General features: G+C 66.3%; 15 protein-coding genes. 10 read left to right on the top strand and 5 right to left on the bottom strand.

The features are described 5' to 3' along the window. Window positions 1–86: 86 nt before the first annotated feature. The 3 genes from B5F79_RS00825 (at window position 87) to B5F79_RS00815 (ending at window position 4,295) form a co-directional block, all read left to right on the top strand. Window positions 87–527 carry a MarR family winged helix-turn-helix transcriptional regulator gene (locus B5F79_RS00825; protein ID WP_241147211.1) on the top strand — a complete coding sequence of 147 codons (441 nt, stop codon included), beginning with the start codon at window positions 87–89 and terminating at the stop codon, window positions 525–527. An 86-nt stretch (window positions 528–613) separates the two neighbouring features. Beyond that, window positions 614–2,374, top strand: coding sequence for an ABC transporter ATP-binding protein (locus B5F79_RS00820; protein WP_206390953.1), 1,761 nt, complete (start codon window positions 614–616; stop codon window positions 2,372–2,374). Continuing rightward, the gene (locus tag B5F79_RS00815; RefSeq protein ID WP_087217007.1) at window positions 2,367–4,295 is read left to right on the top strand and encodes an ABC transporter ATP-binding protein; all 1,929 of its coding nucleotides are present in this window, start codon (window positions 2,367–2,369) and stop codon (window positions 4,293–4,295) included. The genes B5F79_RS00820 and B5F79_RS00815 overlap by 8 nt, the downstream gene beginning before the upstream one ends. Window positions 4,296–4,850: 555 nt before the next feature. On the opposite strand, the gene B5F79_RS00810 is transcribed toward B5F79_RS00815, so the two are convergent. Further along, window positions 4,851–5,441 carry an HdeD family acid-resistance protein gene (locus B5F79_RS00810; protein ID WP_087217006.1) on the bottom strand — a complete coding sequence of 197 codons (591 nt, stop codon included), beginning with the start codon at window positions 5,439–5,441 and terminating at the stop codon, window positions 4,851–4,853. Window positions 5,442–5,632: 191 nt separating this feature from the next. Between B5F79_RS00810 and B5F79_RS00805 the strand changes: the two genes are divergently transcribed. Next, window positions 5,633–6,025 carry a metallopeptidase family protein gene (locus tag B5F79_RS00805; protein WP_206390937.1) on the top strand — a complete coding sequence of 131 codons (393 nt, stop codon included), beginning with the start codon at window positions 5,633–5,635 and terminating at the stop codon, window positions 6,023–6,025. Window positions 6,026–6,056: 31 nt separating this feature from the next. On the opposite strand, the gene B5F79_RS00800 is transcribed toward B5F79_RS00805, so the two are convergent. The 3 genes from B5F79_RS00800 to B5F79_RS00790 are packed head-to-tail and all read right to left on the bottom strand — an operon-like array spanning window position 6,057 to window position 9,489. After that, window positions 6,057–6,851, bottom strand: coding sequence for a CHAD domain-containing protein (locus B5F79_RS00800; RefSeq protein WP_158094799.1), 795 nt, complete (start codon window positions 6,849–6,851; stop codon window positions 6,057–6,059). Between the two features lie 56 nt (window positions 6,852–6,907). Next, window positions 6,908–8,230, bottom strand: coding sequence for a lipase family protein (locus B5F79_RS00795; protein ID WP_087217004.1), 1,323 nt, complete (start codon window positions 8,228–8,230; stop codon window positions 6,908–6,910). Further along, window positions 8,227–9,489, bottom strand: a complete 1,263-nt coding sequence (locus tag B5F79_RS00790) for a putative ABC transporter permease (RefSeq protein ID WP_241147210.1) — start codon at window positions 9,487–9,489, stop codon at window positions 8,227–8,229. The genes B5F79_RS00795 and B5F79_RS00790 overlap by 4 nt, the downstream gene beginning before the upstream one ends. 288 nt (window positions 9,490–9,777) lie before the next feature. Between B5F79_RS00790 and B5F79_RS00785 the strand changes: the two genes are divergently transcribed. Next, window positions 9,778–10,707, top strand: coding sequence for a LysR family transcriptional regulator (locus B5F79_RS00785; protein WP_087217002.1), 930 nt, complete (start codon window positions 9,778–9,780; stop codon window positions 10,705–10,707). Window positions 10,708–10,826: 119 nt separating this feature from the next. Here the strand turns inward: B5F79_RS00785 and B5F79_RS00780 are convergent, their stop codons facing one another. After that, window positions 10,827–11,825, bottom strand: coding sequence for a hypothetical protein (locus B5F79_RS00780; protein WP_087217001.1), 999 nt, complete (start codon window positions 11,823–11,825; stop codon window positions 10,827–10,829). Between the two features lie 201 nt (window positions 11,826–12,026). On the opposite strand from B5F79_RS00780, the gene B5F79_RS00775 reads away from it, so the two are divergent. The 5 genes from B5F79_RS00775 (at window position 12,027) to B5F79_RS00755 (ending at window position 15,754) form a co-directional block, all read left to right on the top strand. Further along, window positions 12,027–12,800: an SDR family NAD(P)-dependent oxidoreductase gene (locus B5F79_RS00775; protein ID WP_087217000.1), complete on the top strand. Its 774-nt coding sequence runs from the start codon at window positions 12,027–12,029 to the stop codon at window positions 12,798–12,800. A 66-nt stretch (window positions 12,801–12,866) separates the two neighbouring features. After that, window positions 12,867–13,892 carry a Gfo/Idh/MocA family protein gene (locus tag B5F79_RS00770; protein WP_158094798.1) on the top strand — a complete coding sequence of 342 codons (1,026 nt, stop codon included), beginning with the start codon at window positions 12,867–12,869 and terminating at the stop codon, window positions 13,890–13,892. An 84-nt stretch (window positions 13,893–13,976) separates the two neighbouring features. Then, window positions 13,977–14,273 carry a hypothetical protein gene (locus tag B5F79_RS00765; protein ID WP_087216998.1) on the top strand — a complete coding sequence of 99 codons (297 nt, stop codon included), beginning with the start codon at window positions 13,977–13,979 and terminating at the stop codon, window positions 14,271–14,273. A 285-nt stretch (window positions 14,274–14,558) separates the two neighbouring features. Then, complete coding sequence (locus tag B5F79_RS00760; RefSeq protein WP_087216997.1) at window positions 14,559–15,224, top strand: MBL fold metallo-hydrolase; 666 nt, start codon at window positions 14,559–14,561, stop codon at window positions 15,222–15,224. Between the two features lie 41 nt (window positions 15,225–15,265). After that, window positions 15,266–15,754 (top strand): prolyl-tRNA synthetase associated domain-containing protein, encoded by a 489-nt coding sequence (locus B5F79_RS00755; RefSeq protein ID WP_087216996.1) that lies wholly within the window; start codon window positions 15,266–15,268, stop codon window positions 15,752–15,754. The last annotated feature ends 8 nt before the right edge of the window (window positions 15,755–15,762 follow it).

Below are 15,762 nucleotides of genomic sequence, written 5' to 3'. Positions count from 1 at the left end.
AACGTACCTGCAACAAATCGCGAAAGGAGGCTGCCGTGTGTGATACGGAGGACGGAACCCCCCGCCAGAGCACAGAGATGCGCATCATGCGAAACTTCGGGTACTTTGGCTACTACCTCCACGTCCACTGGGGCGGTCGAAACGGCAAGCAGCACATCCTCGTGGAGCTTCTGGCAAACGGGTCGCAGATGACGCAGCGAGACCTCCAGGAGGCCTCGTGCATCACCTCCGCCTCGCTCTCCGAGGTCATAGCCAAGCTCGAGACCGAGGGGCTCGTGACGCGCGAGCGCTCGGCGACGGACCGTCGCCAGCTCACGGTCACCCTCACGCCCGAGGGAGAGGCTCGCGCCCGCGAGGTCGTCCGCACGCGCGCGGAGTTCGAGGCGCGCGCCTTCGACTGCCTCGAGCCCGCGGAGCGCGAGCGTCTCGCGGACACGCTCGACCGCGTGGCGGCGCGCTGGCTCGAGCTCGAGGCCCAGGAGAAGGGCGAGAAGAACGTGAGGACCGAGAAGGAGGATGAGCGATGAGCCTGCTTCCGAAGAAGCCCGACCTCGACCAGGAGTTCGTGAAGACCGCCTCGCACGTGGGCTACGGCACCGTGGGGCGCAAGCTCATGCAGAGCGTGCGCGAATACAAGACGGCGGCAGTGGTCACTCCCCTGCTCGTCCTGGGCGAGGTCGTCTTTGAGGTGATGATCCCCCTGCGCACCGCGGACCTCATCGACGCCATCAAGGCGGGCGCGGACCTGGGGGAGATCGTCTCCACGGGCGGCGTGCTCGCGCTCATGGCGCTCGTCTCGCTCGCGTTTGGCGCGGCTGCCGGCCTCACGTGCGCGAAGGCCTCTACCGGCTTTGCCAGGAACCTCCGCAGGGACATGTTCTACAACATCCAGACCTTCTCGTTCGCGGTGATCGACCGCTTCTCGAGCTCGTCTCTCGTGACGCGCATCACCACGGACGTCATGAACGTCCAGATGGCCTACATGATGCTCATCCGCACGGCCGTGCGCTCGCCCTTCATGCTCGTGCTCGCCTTCATCGCGGCCTACAGCATGGCGGGGTGGCTCGCGCTGGTCTTCGTGATCATCATCCCGGTCCTGGCGCTCGCCCTCTTTGGGGTGATTCGCAAGGTCGTGCCGGTCTTCCGTCGCATCTTCCGCAAGTATGACGCCCTGAACGAGCGCGCGGAGGAGAACCTCGCCGGCATCCGCGTGGTCAAGTCCTACGTGCGCGAGGACTACGAGAAGCAGAAGTATGACCGTGCGGCCTCCGAGGTCCAGAGCGACTTCACCTACGCAGAGCGCATCCTGGCCCTCAACGCGCCGATCATGAACTTCTGCGTCTACACCGTCATGGTCTTCGTCATCTACGCCGGCTCCTACGCCATCGTCACCACGCGCGGCCAGCAGCTCGACGTGGGTCAGTTCTCGTCGCTCATCACCTACGGCTTCATGATGCTCATGCAGCTCATGATGCTCTCGATGATCTTCGCCCAGGTGGTCATGTCCGAGGAGAACGCCCGGCGCATCTACGAGGTCCTCGACGCCAAGACCACGATCGACCAGCCGGAAGACCCCGTCTTCGAGGTGGCCGACGGCTCGGTGGACTTCGACCACGTGGGGTTCTCCTACAGCGGCGACAAGAACCGCGAGGCCCTGCGCGACATCGACCTGCACATCAAGAGCGGCGAGGTCATAGGCGTCATAGGCTCCACGGGCTCGGCCAAGTCCTCGCTCGTGCAGCTCGTTCCGCGCCTCTACGACGTTACGGAGGGGTCCGTGCGCGTGGGCGGGCGCGACGTTCGCGAGTACGACCTCGAGTCCCTGCGCGACGCGGTGGCCATGGTGCTCCAGAAGAACGTGCTCTTCTCGGGCACGATCGCCGAGAACCTGCGCTGGGGCAACGAGAACGCCACCGACGAGGAGGTTGTCGAGGCGGCGCGCCTGGCCCAGGCCGACGAGTTCGTCCAGACCTTCCCCAAGAAGTACGACACCTACATCGAGCAGGGCGGCACCAACGTCTCCGGCGGCCAGAAGCAGCGCCTGTGCATCGCGCGCGCCCTGCTCAAGAAGCCCAAGATCCTCATCCTTGACGACTCCACGAGCGCGGTGGACACCAAGACCGACCGCCTCATCCGCGAGGGCTTCCGCAACTACCTGCCCGAGACCACCAAGATCATAATCGCGCAGCGCACCTCGAGCGTGGAGGACGCGGACCGCATCGTGGTCATGGACTCCGGCACGATCAACGACATCGGGACCCACGATGAGCTCCTGCGCAGGAACGCCATCTACCGCGAGGTCTACCTCTCGCAGAACAAGCAGAGCCACGACGAGCGCCAGCTCGGCGATCTGGAGGTGAGCGCCGATGAGTAGGAACATGCACCGCGGGCGTGCGCCAAAGTCCATGGGCAGGACCGCGCTGCGCGTCCTCAAGATGCTCCGCGGCTTCTACCCGGTGATGCTGCCCGCCGTGGCGTGCTGCATCCTCGTGCAGTGCGTGGTCCAGGCCATGCCCAACGTCTTCATGGAGCGCGCCCTCACCGTGGTGGGCGAGACCTGGGAGTCGGGCGACTGGGCAACGGCGCAGCCGCAGGTCTTCACCAACGCGGCGATCCTCGCCGCGCTCTACTTCGCGAGCCTCATCTGCAACGCGGTGTGGCAGCAGTTCATGGCCATCATCACGCAGGGCTCGCTCAAGAAGTTCCGCTGCCTCATGTTCGACCACATGCAGGACCTGCCCATCAGGTACTTCGACACGCATCAGCACGGCGACGTCATGAGCTACTACACCAACGACATCGACGCCATGCGCCAGATGATCGCCCAGTCGCTGCCGCAGCTCTTCCTCACGACGCTCATGCTCTGCTCGGTGGGCTGCATCATGCTCTGGTACAGCGTGCCGCTGACGCTCGTGGTGGTGGCGGGCGCCGCGATCATGGCGTTCCTGGGAAAGACCCTGGCGGGTCGCTCGGCCAAGAACTTCCTGCGCACCCAGCGCGCCGTGGCGGCCGTGGAGGGCCTCGTCGAGGAGGTCATGAACGGCGAGAAGGTCGTCAAGGTCTTCTCGCACGAGCGCCAGATCGAGCGCGCCTTCGACGAGCTCAACGACGAGTTCCAGCAGGCCGCGTGCACGGCCAACTCCTACGCCAACACGCTCATGCCCATCCTCATGAACTCCGGCAACCTGCTCTACGTGATCGTGGCCGTGGCCATCGGCGTGTTCCTCGTCGTGGGCATCCCCAACCCCTCGATCTCCGGGGCGGCGCTCACCATCGCCGTGGGCGTGCCCTTCCTCAACATGACCAAGCAGTTCGCCAACCAGATCGGCCAGATCTCCAACCAGGTGAACTCCGTGGTCATGGGCCTCGCCGGCGCCGAGCGCATCTTCGAGCTGCTGGACGAGCCGGTGGAGCAGGACGACGGCTACGTCGAGCTCGTGGCCTGCACCATCGACGGCGACGGCAACGTCACCGAGTGCAAGCGCCGCGACGGCAACTGGGCCGGCCGCTGGGCGTGGAAGCACCCCCACCAGGCGGACGGCACCGTCACCTACACCCCCCTCGCGGGCGACGTGCGTCTCTTTGGCGTCGACTTCGCCTACGAGCCGGGCCACACGGTGCTCCACGACGTCTCGCTCTACGCCAAGCCGGGCCAAAAGGTGGCCTTCGTGGGCGCCACCGGCGCGGGCAAGACCACGATCACCAACCTCCTCAACCGCTTCTACGACATCGAGGACGGCAAGATCCGCTACGACGGCATCAACATCAACAAGATCAAGAAGCCGCACCTGAGGCACTCGCTCGGCATGGTGCTCCAAGACGTGAACCTCTTCACCGGCACCGTCATGGACAACATCCGCTACGGGCGCCTGGACGCGACGGACGAGGAGTGCGTGGCCGCCGCGCGTCTTGCCGGCGCGGACGACTTCATCCGCCGCCTGCCGGACGGCTACGACACCATGCTCACGGACAACGGCTCCAACCTCTCCCAGGGCCAGCGCCAGCTGCTCTCCATCGCGCGCGCCGCGGTGGCCGACCCGCCGGTCATGGTGCTCGACGAGGCAACTTCCTCCATCGACACGCGCACGGAGGCCATCGTGCAGCGCGGCATGGACGCCCTCATGACCGGGCGCACCACCTTCGTCATCGCGCACCGCCTGAGCACGGTCCGCAACTCCGACGTCATCATCGTGCTCGACCACGGCCGCATCATCGAGCGTGGCACGCACGAGGAGCTGATCGCCAAGAAGGGCACGTACTACCAGCTCTACACGGGAGCCTTCGAGCTGGAGTAGCGAGAAGGACATCGCGCCCGGGGACGCCCCCGAGGTCCCGCAAGGAAGTGCGCTTCGCGGAACTTCTCTCCGGAACGCCGGGGGCGGCCTCGTTCTCGGCGCCGGGCTCCGACCGAGGGGGATTGAGGTGCGGGAGGTGGACGGTTCTTCTCGGCAGGCCGTCGCTTCTCCGCACCTCAACGAAAGGGGTGCGGCAGGGCGACGGTTTTGTCGTAGAGATCGTCGTTTCCCCGCACCTCAACGATGGGCGCGAGGGCGGGGACGCCGAACGTTGCGATTATTCCGACCAGGGCACGGATTCCCGGCCGGGCGTCGCGAAAAGCGGGGCCGGGGCACGGATGCCACCGCATCCATCTCGCCCCGGGCGAGGTGGACGACCCGCTCGCTGCAGCACCGCGTGCCCCGGCCGCGAATCACGTGACGCCCGGCTGGGAATCCGTGCCCTGGCCAAGCTTTTCGCGACGCCCGGCTGGGAATCCGTGCCCTGGCCCCCGAAACCGCAGCGCCCCCGAGCTTCCCTACGGAGCCTCGGGGGCGTCGCTCTGCCACGTCTCGCTAGCGTCTGATGGGCTTCATCGAGATGCCCTCCACCAGGATGCAGACGCCGCCCACGATGAGGTAGCCAGCCATGAGGTAGCCAAGCACCAGGGACGAGAAGAGCGGCATCAGCAGGAACGCCACGCCCACGATGATGTTGATGACGCCCGTGGCGGTGGAGACGCCCGAGCCGCCCATCTGGAAGTAGCGCATCCTGCGCGCGAAGGTGATGCGCTCCGCGCCGGCGATGATGAAGAGGAACGACAGCAGGAACACCATCGTGGAGGCAGTGAGGTACGTGGGCAGCACGAGCAGCATGAGGCCTAGCAGCGGGTTCAGGACGCCCATGATGAGCGTGGAGGGGCTGCGGAAGAGCTCGGGCGTGGCCGCATAGGAGAGGGCCTGCGCCGCGCCGCCCACGATGAGCGCCACCGAGACGAAGATCTGAATCGTGGCGTAGATGCTGTAGGGGTCCGCGGCGCTGCAGATGCCCGCGACCACCAGAAGGACGCCCAGGACGATGGTCCAGAGGCGCGTGCGGCGAACGCTCGCGTTCCACCTCTCGACGAAGTCGCCCACGTGATCGAAGTTAGAGTCGTACCGTTCCATGACATCTCCTTGTTCGCGCCGCCCCGCCTGCCGTGTGGCGCGGGGCCGGCCTACCCCTCTTCTGCCCAAATTGCTACTTTTAAACTCGCAATTTGGTGGCCGGGGAAAACGACACGCCGCGAACACACCCCTCGACCCGCGCTGAAAGTCGGCGTAGAGTGGCGAGAAGGACCACGAGGGGGGAGGCGCCCGTGACGAACGACAGGTTCGAGGCCATGGTGGAGGATGCGATCGACTCCATCCCCGACCGCTTCTTCGACGAGCTGGAGAACGTCGTCTTTGCCGTCGAGGACGAGCCGAGCGAGGAGCAGCTCGCCGGCGCGGACGAGGACAACTCGGTCCGCGAGGGCGACGAGCTCCTCGGCCTCTACGACGGCACGCCCATGACGGAGCGCGACAGCTACTACGGGACGGGAGAGCTCCCGGACGTCATCACCATCTTCAGGGGCCCGCATGAGCGCTGCTTCGGGGACGGGCCGGACGCCGAGGCGGCAATAGCCGAGGAGGTCCGAAGGACGGTCATCCACGAGGTGGGGCACTACTTCGGAAACGACGACGAGACGCTCGAGGCCATGGGCTACTAGCCGAAGCGCGAGCGAGGCTCCGCCCTTCACGTCAGCCGGCGAGAAACTCGTCCAGCAGCGCCTGGTTGCGCGCGATGAGGGTCTCGAGGGCGCGCCGTGCCTCATCTGAGAGCCCCTCCGCGGGAAACTCCCCCGCCATCGCCACGTTCACGCGCGCGTCGCAGATGTCTCCCAGAAGGTCCTGGACGCCCTTCATGCGACGTCCCTCCGCCGCGGCGCCCTCGCTGAGAAGCCCCGCGAAGCTTTCGCTCACGTAGCGCACGCGCTTGGCGCGCTTCCTCAGGGTGTGCACGGCGTCGGCGTCAGAGCGGTCCACGACCGCGTATCCCTCGTCCACGACGCACACGAGGTCCCGGAAGATCTCACGAACGTCCGCGCGCGAGACTCCGGCCTCTCGCACCGAGTCCCTCCAGGGAAGCCGCGCGAGGGCCTTGCGCACGCGACGCAGCGCCCGGCGCGTGTGCCGGCCGCGCATGACGTCGACCACGTGGTTGCGCTCGAGCTCCCGGAGCCCCGCGATCTTCTCGGCAAGCTCCCCGTACGGCACGTCGAGCGCACGGACCTGACGAAGCAGCACGTCGTACTCGCGCAGGCGCGAGGTCTCTATCACGACCGATCGAAGGTCGTCCTGGAGGATCCGGTGGCGTCTGCGCTTGAGGAGGGGCGAGACAAAGGCGAGCAGGCTCCGCAGCGTCCGGATGGAGATGCGCAGGCGATGCACGGTCTCCACGTCGTCTGGGTCCGCGAGGAAGTCCTCCAGGCGGCGCTCGACCGTCTCCTCACCCTCACGCAGCACGCGGGCGAGCTCCTTGCGCACTTCAGCCATCTCAGGCCCCCTCTCGCTGCCGGGGGCGGGCATGGGGCCCGTCCCTCAGTCACATTCTACGCGACGGGCAGCGTGTCGAGCGACTGCATCCAGGCGATGTAGACGCTCGGGTAGTGGCCGTAGAGCACCTGCATGGGGTTCACGTCCGCCAGGAGGTCGCGCGCGAGGGAGAACACCCCGCCCACGCTGGCAAGGTCGTCGGACGTGGGAATCTCGCGCGAGAGGTCCTCGACGAGCTTGTCCACGCGCTCGCGGTCCTCGGGGACGTAGGGACACTCGACCTCGGTGTTGCGCTCGAAGACAGCGCACATGAGCTCGTACCTCTCGTCAAAGCCGTCGTCTCCATAGCCGGGGAGCCAGAGGTCGTTCCCGTAGCGCGCGTAGCCCCAGGACGCGAGCGGCAGGCGCGGGACCATGTCGCTCGGGTTCATGACGTTGAAGATGTTGTCGTAGAGCGCGTCATGGGCCGTGTCAAAGGTCGTGACCTCGGGCGTGGCAAAGGTGTAGCAGTATATGCTCGAAAGCGGTGCCAGGACCCGCATGCCCTGCGACATCTCGTCGGCATACGCGGCGGCTATGTTGGCTGCGGCAGCACCGCGCGAATGGCCGGTGAAGAGCAGGCAGATGTCGTCCGTGCCGTCGAGCCCGGCCTCCTCGGTGATGCGCTCGGTGAGGTCGTCCACGATCTCGCGCGCGGCGCGGGCGAAGCCCTCGTGCGTGATCTCGTCCATGTCGTACGCGGCGCCGCCCATGTTGAGGTCGCTCAGCCACTCGGACCCGTAGCTTCCGCGGATGGACACCAGAAAGAGGGTCTTCTCGGCACCGTCCTCGCCCGTCACGCGCTTGGTTGCAACGGAGTACGCCACCACGTCGTCCGTGCCGGTGATGAAGTCCACCACCTCGTCGAAGATCTCGCTTCGGTACTGGTAGGACGCGGTGGAGATCTCCTCGAAGCCCAGCGCGGCGAGCGCGGCCTCCATGTACGCCGGCGAGTCCGACCCCGCCTGGTAGTACGCGGACTCGGAGTTGGCCACGGCCGAGAGCACGGAGCACGTGGTCGCGAGGTCGTGGTTGTACTCCGTGGGGTCGCGGAAGAACCAGTCGTCGTCCCAGAGAACCTCGGTCGAGATGGTCTCAGAGCCCGTGGCCATGCTCGTGAAGTCTATGCGCGCGGTAAACGACCCCGTGCGCCCGGAGGAGCCCTCGAGCGCCTCGAACTGGCTCGGCTGCTGGACCACGCCCTCGCCCAGACGGCGCTGCTCAAGGCGGTGCCACACGGCCACGGCAAGCGCCACGCCCGCTACCAGCACCACCGCCAGCAGGGCGAGAAGAACGCGGCGTCCCCAGTGCGGACGCCTCTGCTCGGTCGCCTCCGTCATGCCGCGTCACTCTCGAACGTGGCATCAGCAGCCTCCTCGAGGATCTGCTCGTCGGTCTCGAGGGCGGCGCGGCCGGCGCCGTCCACGCGCGCGGAGTCGTCCGGCGTGATGGTCATGCTCTCGAAGCGGTGCGCCATGTAGTCGTTATCGTAGTGGTCCGCGTAGAACTGCTCGACGGGCGTGGTCTGCGGGATGCCGGAGAGACGCTCGAACCAGCAGTCGAGGGCCTCGAGCGTCATGACGCCGTTCACCAGCATGAGGGCGGCGCAGAGCGTGGTGAAGGAGTAGCGGACCTTCCACGGGATGAGGTTGATGAGCTTGAGCATCCAGGGCAGGCAGAGCTTGATCCACACGAATCCGAGGACGCCCCACATGCACATGAAGAGCGCGCTCGTGCGGCCGCCAAAGATGACGGCGATGGGGTCCGGAAAGAGGCCAAAGATCGTGGAGCCGGAGTAGTCCCAGGCCACGGCGCCGAAGCCCATCTCCATGAACCAGGCCGTTGCGGCCTCGAAGAGGCCCCCGATCACCGCGGAGACGAGGAAGATGATCACGGGGTTGGCCTTGTAGAAGCGGTTGAGCGCCACCGTCATGAGCACGGCGCCAAATCCGTAGATGGGCGAGAACGGGCCAAAGAGCAGGCCCGCGCGATCCTGAATCTCCCCCGGGACCACCACGACGAAGTGATAGACGGTCTCGATGATGAGCCCCAGGAAGCAGCAGATGACAAAGACCCAGAACAGGTTGAAGAAGTTGAGCTCGATGTAGCCCTTGCCCTCGAGGTCGCGCCCGAGCATGCCCTCCTCCGCGGCCTCGCGCTCGACCATGTCCTGAACGCGACGCTTGAGCTCGCGCTCCTTCCTGAGTGACGGGTCGACGGTGACCGAGACCGCCACCAGGAGCGCAAGCTGGATGGCATCGGGAATGAGCGTGACGTCGATGCCCTGGAGCATGATCTTGAGAAGGATCTGGATCACCGACGTCGCAATGAGCACGTGCGAGACGCGCGCCGCGTTGCGCTTGCTGCCGCGACGCAGCATGCGCCCAAAGACGATGAGCGCGACGGCGTCGACGAAGGTGATCACGCACGAGATGACGAGAAGGACCACGGGCAGCGTGGGATCGGTCCCCACGATGATCATCGACGGGTCCGTCTGAAGCGCCCAGGTCATCAGAGCCGCGAACATCGCGACGGCAAAGAGCGTGAAGATGCCGAGGACGATGCAGGCAAGACCGTACACGCGATATGCAAGGGGCATCTTCGGCTGTTCCTTTGCGTGCGCGGGCGCCTTTGCCGACGTGGCGGGCTTTGGGGTTTCGGGCTGAGGCTCTGGGGTCATCTGAGCTCCTTGGAGAGGTGTTTGGAAGACAGTCATACAGCTTATAACGTTACCTGACTCAAGGAATCTTTCAGTCAGCGACCCCCTACGGCTCTTGATAATCAAGCTGGGGTTGATATTTGAAGACGCGCGTCCTTCTCGCTGACCGGCGCGCAACGGCCCTGTCTAGACTAGGGACGAGCAAAGGACTTCCACCGGAGTAGCAACATGAACATCAGACAGCTCGTGTTTTTCTGCCGTGCGGCCAGCGCTGGAAACTTCTCCGCAGCCGCAAAGGAGGAGGGCGTCACCGTTCAGGCAGTCTCGAAGTCGATTCACGAACTCGAGGAGGAGGTCGGCGGCCGCCTCTTTGTTCGTGCGGGACGGAGGATGCGCCTCACCCAGCTCGGGAGCATGCTCCTCGAGCCGGCGCTCAAGACCGTCGAGAGCTTCGATTCCGTCGAGCAGACGGTGATGTCGTGGCAGAGCGCGTCTCCCAGAAAGGACCTCAGGCTCGCGCTCGTCACCCCGCCGTTCTCGAAGCACGAGTTCATCTGCGGCATCATCGCGCGCCTCATCACGCACTCGCTTGGGGTGGAGACCCATCTCTCCGTCTCAGTTGGGAAGAGCGCGCTGACGAGCCTTCGCGCCGGAACCCTCGACGCCCTGTTCACGATTGGCGAGCTTGACGCCCCGGACTGCACCTGCGTGCAAATCGGGATGGTCATGCCCGGGGTGTTCATGGGCAGGCGCCACCCGCTGCGCGGCAAGCGCCCCCTGACCTTTGCCGACCTCGAGCCCTACCCCGTGCTCTGGTCGGAGGAGATTGACGGCTTCAACGAGACGATCCTCAACAGCTGCCTGAAGCACGGGCTCGCCTCCCCCCTCGAGAGCATCGACACCAACGAGGAGGTTGTCGACTTCCTCGAGAACCGCAACGGCTACATCATGGGCGTCAACCTCAAGGCACTAAGCATCGTGCCCTTTGCCATGATGCACGAGATCGATCCGGAGGGGGCGCCTGCGATACCCGTCTGCCTCGTGATGCTCGACGCGCCGCAAAGACCAGAGGTGGAGCGCCTCAACAGGTTTGCCCGGAGCGAGTTCTCCTTCATGAAGCGCCTGTTCAACTCTGACAAGACGGTGATCGGCTACTAGCGTGCCCGACATGTGACGCGCCCGGAACGGCAGGAGGGCGAGACCGAGGTCTCGCCCTCCCGTTTTGTCGCTAGATTGCGCGCAGGAGTGCCAGGCACTTTTGCACGGACCGCTGGCCGCTACGCGACCGAGGGCGCGCCCTCTCCGGCCTTGTCCATCGCCTTCTTGAAGCCCTTGGACATGCCGGAGAGCTTCTCGTAGACGTCAACCTGCGGCGTGTCCGCACGGCCGGCCTCGATGTAGCGGCGCATGACGGAGACGAGGAGGTACGGCTTCACGAAGGCGCCGTGGACGCCGCTCCACAGAACGAGGGCGATGACGGCGCAGAGCGCGATCAGCGAGGTGCCGGCGGGCACGGCGGTTCCGTCCTCGAGCGTGGCCGCGGCATCGATGTCCGCGAGGACGGCGGTCAGCGGCTCAATGGAGCCCAGCGCGAGGTAGGCCACGGCGAAGAACGCGCCTCCTATGAGGGCGAGCGAGACGATGGTGATGGCGATGACCTTTGCGGAGTTCTTCATGAGCGTCTTCCAGTTCTGGAAGTAGACGACGGCGCCGTCGCAGGTGCTCTTGAACGCGGACTGCTCCTTGTGGAGGAAGACCCAGCCCAGGCTGCAGTAGTTGAGGTACTCGAGCACCACGCTCACGATGCCGGAGATGATGCCGGCAACGACGGAGGCCGCGCCACCCTGGTTGTCACCGTCAATCCCGCGCGCGATGGCGTTCATGCCCGAGGAGATCTCGTTGGTGATGGCCCTGGTGACGCTCCACAGGCCGTAGTACACGCTCGCCGTGGCAAAGCGGCTCCTCACGGCCTGCTTGCCCGCGGCATAGGTGTCCTCGGGAAACTCGCCCGTGGCCACGCCCTCGGTGATCATGGCCACCTGACCGGCGGTAAGCAGGTATCCGCCGAAGTGCGCCACGAGGTAGAACACGATGAGGGCAACGATGAACGCGACGCCCGTGGCGGCGAGCTGCGCGGTCTCGTCCAGGCCGGCAAGACCCGTGGCAACGAATGCGATCAGCGGCAAAGCGGCGAGCATGACGACGCACAGCACGGTGCGCACGAGGCGCATGACTGAGAATTTCAGCGTTCGGCGATAGATCTCGGAGTTCTTCACGACGTTCCTTTCCAGTGATTGTGAGGCCCAGCCTACTTCGTGGGCAACGTTCGAACTGAGTCCATGAAACCGGGTTATAGTAGCAAGTGAGATTTCCCCGCTTGATAAGAATCGTGAATATTATCCACTGGTGGAATTTCGAACAGAATGACCGTCGTCCCCGCGCACATCACGGGGCTTCGCGCACGGGAGGCGCCAGCCATGACCAACATCGCCATCGTCACCGGGGCGTCATCCGGACTCGGGCGCGAGATCGTCCGCCAGCTCGAGGGAGGCGCCTTCGGGAGGCTCGACCAGGTCTGGACCGTCTCCCGCCGTGCCGAGAAGACCAGTCGACTCGTGCGCCCCTTCGCGCTCGACCTCACGGACCCCGCCTCGTTCGACGTCCTGGGGGACGCGCTTGCCCAGACGCCCGACGCGCACGTGGCGCTGCTCGTGAACAACGCGGGCTTCGGGACGTTCGGCGACTTCGCGGACATGCCGGGGCGAGACAATGCGGACATGGTGCGCCTGCTCATGCTCGCACCGGTTGAGCTCACGTACCGCGCGCTGCCGTACATGGCGGCAGGGTCGCGCGTCCTCAACGTGGCCAGCGTGGCCGCCTTCATGCCGCAGCCGGGGCTCGCCACCTACTCGGCGGCAAAGCGCTTTGTGCTGGACTTCTCCCGTGCGCTCGACGCGGAGCTCGGGGAGGTCGGCATCCACGTGACCGTGCTCTGCCCCAAGTTCATGCGCACGGGGTTCCTGGACCACGCGGGCGCGGACGACGTCGCCGCCAAGATGTCCCGTCTCACGGGATTCGAGGACGTGGCGCGCGTCGCCGAGCGGGGCCTCGAGGCGGCGCGGAAGGGCAGGGCGCTCTGCATCCCCTCGCCGGACATGCGGGCGCTCTACGCGGCCACGAAGCTGCTCCCCTATCCGCTCGCCCTTTCCGTCGAGCGCGCGCTCCTGTTGCACGAAAGGGGACGTGCCTGAAACGTGCAAGATTCTGCACGTTTCAGGCACGTCCCCTTTCGTGCAACCACCGAGGAGGGAATGATGATGACAGACAGGAAGGTCCGCTGGGGAATCGTCGGCGCCGGCAGGATCGCGCACCGCTTCGCGCGCAGCCTCGCGCACGAGCAGCGCTCGGAGCTCGTGGCAATCAGCTGCCGCTCCGCGGAGCGAGCACGTGCGTTTGCGGATGAGCACAGCGTGCCAGGCGCCGGCGCCCTCTCCGACGAGGCCCTCGGCGACGTTGCCGGCGCCGCTCACGCAGCCCTTCTCGCCCGTAAGGACATTGACGCCATCTACCTCGCGCTCCCCCACGGCATGCACCGAGCGTGGGCGGAAGCGGCGCTGCGCGCGGGCAAGGCGGTTCTCTGCGAGAAGCCCGCGTGCGCGAGCGCGGCCGAGGTGCGCGAGGTTATCTCCGTTGCCCGCGAGACCGGCACCCTCTTCATGGAGGCCATGAAGACGCGCTTTACCCCGCTCTATCGCCGCGTGCGAGAGCTCGTGGCGGACGGCGCCGTCGGCGAGCTGCTGCGCGTGGAGGCACTGCTGGAGAACGACATGGGGGACCGCATCGCCCGGGGCGGGGACTACATGTCGGACCCCGTCGCCGGGGGCATCCTTCTGGACTCGGGCATCTACTGCGCCTCCTGGATCGATGACTTCCTCGCGGGCCCGTTCGAGGTCACCGCCGCGAGCGCGCGCTGGGACCACGGGATCGACTGCTTCGTCGACGCCGAGCTCGCGCTGGGCGAGAAGACCGCGCGACTCGCCACCGCGGCCGACGTCGCCGGACCCCGGACCGCGCGGCTCGTGGGCACCGCCGGCGAGATCGTGGTCGAGGACATGCACCGCCCCCAGTGGGCCGTTCTTCTCGCCGGCGGAGAGGGACCGCGCGACATTGACCTCCCCTACCCCGTGGACGACTTCTACGACGAGATCGAGCACTTCACGGGACTCATCCTCGCGGGACGCACGGAGTCCGACGTCATGCCCCTCGCGGCAACGCTGCGCTGCGCGGAGATCCTCGACGCCGTGCGCGACTCCCTCATCGCCCTCAACCAACGCTCCGCGTAGGGCCTTCAGCTACCTTGGACGACGCGTGAGAGGGTACCCTAGACGTGCAAACGCGCGCAACGCGCACGACCCGAAAGGAAGCACGTGGACGTTCAGGACATCATCGCCCAGGTCTCCGCGGCCCTTGCCGACGCCCCCGAGAAGCTCCAGGGCCTCGTCTCCGACCCCAAGGGCACCATCGAGGAGCTCACCGGCCACGACCTCGGCGACGTCGACCCCTCCGAGATCGTCGACAGCATCAAGAGCCACATCGCCGAGGGCGGCCTCGACCTGGGTGGGCTTGACCTCGGCAACCTCGCCGAGGGGCTTGGCGACGCGCTCGAGAACAGCCCGCTCGGCGGCATCGCCGACAGCCTAGGCGGCCTCTTCGGCAGAAAGTAGCCAGGGCGAGAAGGACGCGGGGTCGCCCGCACTTCTTGCCATCCCCCCGGGAATCGGCTCGCACTTACGGCTCGCACTCGCAGGAGTGCGGGCCGTCGCGCATCTGTTGGGGGCACTTGCGTGCATCCGCCGTGTACGAAGTCGCACTCGGTGCGACAACGCCCAAAGATGCCCGCACTCCTCGCCCGCACTCCTCGCCTCGCCCGCGACCGTTCGCCACAAGCCGACGAATCGTCCCCCTTGCGCTCTACAATGGCTCCATCAGTCACGTCGTGAGGAGCAGCCATGAGCACGAGCCTGGAGAACGTCCGCGTGTACACCCAGAGCGCCATTCGCATCGAGGGGCCGCGAGGCACTGTCGTCTACCTCGACCCCTTCTCCCTCACCGACGGCGAGGCGGCGCACGACGCGGACTACGTGCTGATCACCCACGCCCACTACGACCATCTCTCGCCAGAGGACTACGCGCGCGTTGCCGGCGAGAAGACCGTGCTCGTGGCACCGGCGAGCATGGCGACGGACGTCGCGGGGCTCGCGGCGGCGGAGACGCGCCTCGTGTCCGCGGGCGAGAAGATCGAGCTCCCCGGGCTCGCCCTGGAGGCCGTGCCCGCCTACAACGTTGAGCCCGAGCGCCTGGGCATGCACCCGCAGGCCAACGGCTGGCTCGGTTACGTGCTCTCGCTCGACGGCGACCCCACGCGCTACTACGTCTCCGGCGACACGGACCAGAACCCCGACAACGAGACCGTGAGCTGCGACGTAGCCCTCGTGCCCATCGGCGGCACCTACACCTGCGACGCGCGCCAGGCCGCCGCCTTCGTGAACGCGCTGCGCCCGCAGGCCGTGGTCCCCACCCACTACGGAAGCATCGTCGGCACCTACGACGACTTCGACGCCTTTGCCGCCAAGGTGGACCCCGCCATCACCGTCATCCGCAAGCTCGAGCACTGATTCAAAAGGGGACAGACCCCTTTTGAATCATTTTGGACGCCATGTACGGGAAACTAGAGACAATCACGCTGCTTGACCAGGCCGGAATCGCCTACGAGCTCTACGAGCACGAGGCCGTCTTCACCGTGGAGCAGGCGCACGCCGCGGGCATACCCCATCGGGAGCTTGGTGCAAAGAACCTCTTCCTGCGGGACGACAAGCACCGCGCGTACTACCTCGCCTGCCTGCCGGACGAGAAGGACGTCTCGCTGCGAGAGATCCAGGAGCGGCTGGGGTCGCGCCGCCTCTCGTTTGCGAGCGCCCAGGACCTGCACGACATGCTCGGCCTCGCGCCCGGCTCCGTCACGCCCCTCGGGGCGCTCAACGACGCCGATCACCGTGTTGAGGTAGTGCTCGACCAGGAGCTCATGGACGCCGGGCACGTGACCGTCCACCCGTGCGACAACACCGCCACCGTCCTTATCGCCACGGCGGACCTTATTGCGCTTCTGCGCGAGCACGGAACCACCGTGCGCGTAACCGACCTGTAGGCGCGACA

The sequence above is a fragment of the Olsenella sp. An285 genome (assembly GCF_002159625.1).
GTDB classification, from domain to species: domain Bacteria; phylum Actinomycetota; class Coriobacteriia; order Coriobacteriales; family Atopobiaceae; genus Thermophilibacter; species Thermophilibacter avicola.
The sequence above is the reverse complement of the archived record's forward strand: the minus strand, read 5'-3'. Positions and strand labels throughout refer to the sequence as shown.

Bases quoted from the DNA above. Each gene is read 5' to 3' on its own strand.
- B5F79_RS00790 (WP_241147210.1), bottom strand. From the start codon at position 9,489: ATGCCCCTTGCATATCGCGTGTACGGTCTTGCCTGCATCGTCCTCGGC.
- B5F79_RS00795 (WP_087217004.1), bottom strand. From the start codon at position 8,230: ATGACGGAGGCGACCGAGCAGAGGCGTCCGCACTGGGGACGCCGCGTT.
- B5F79_RS00775 (WP_087217000.1), top strand. From the start codon at position 12,027: ATGACCAACATCGCCATCGTCACCGGGGCGTCATCCGGACTCGGGCGC.
- B5F79_RS00825 (WP_241147211.1), top strand. From the start codon at position 87: ATGCGAAACTTCGGGTACTTTGGCTACTACCTCCACGTCCACTGGGGC.
- B5F79_RS00810 (WP_087217006.1), bottom strand. From the start codon at position 5,441: ATGGAACGGTACGACTCTAACTTCGATCACGTGGGCGACTTCGTCGAG.
- B5F79_RS00800 (WP_158094799.1), bottom strand. From the start codon at position 6,851: ATGGCTGAAGTGCGCAAGGAGCTCGCCCGCGTGCTGCGTGAGGGTGAG.
- B5F79_RS00760 (WP_087216997.1), top strand. From the start codon at position 14,559: ATGAGCACGAGCCTGGAGAACGTCCGCGTGTACACCCAGAGCGCCATT.
- B5F79_RS00755 (WP_087216996.1), top strand. From the start codon at position 15,266: ATGTACGGGAAACTAGAGACAATCACGCTGCTTGACCAGGCCGGAATC.
- B5F79_RS00815 (WP_087217007.1), top strand. From the start codon at position 2,367: ATGAGTAGGAACATGCACCGCGGGCGTGCGCCAAAGTCCATGGGCAGG.
- B5F79_RS00770 (WP_158094798.1), top strand. From the start codon at position 12,867: ATGACAGACAGGAAGGTCCGCTGGGGAATCGTCGGCGCCGGCAGGATC.
- B5F79_RS00820 (WP_206390953.1), top strand. From the start codon at position 614: ATGCAGAGCGTGCGCGAATACAAGACGGCGGCAGTGGTCACTCCCCTG.
- B5F79_RS00785 (WP_087217002.1), top strand. From the start codon at position 9,778: ATGAACATCAGACAGCTCGTGTTTTTCTGCCGTGCGGCCAGCGCTGGA.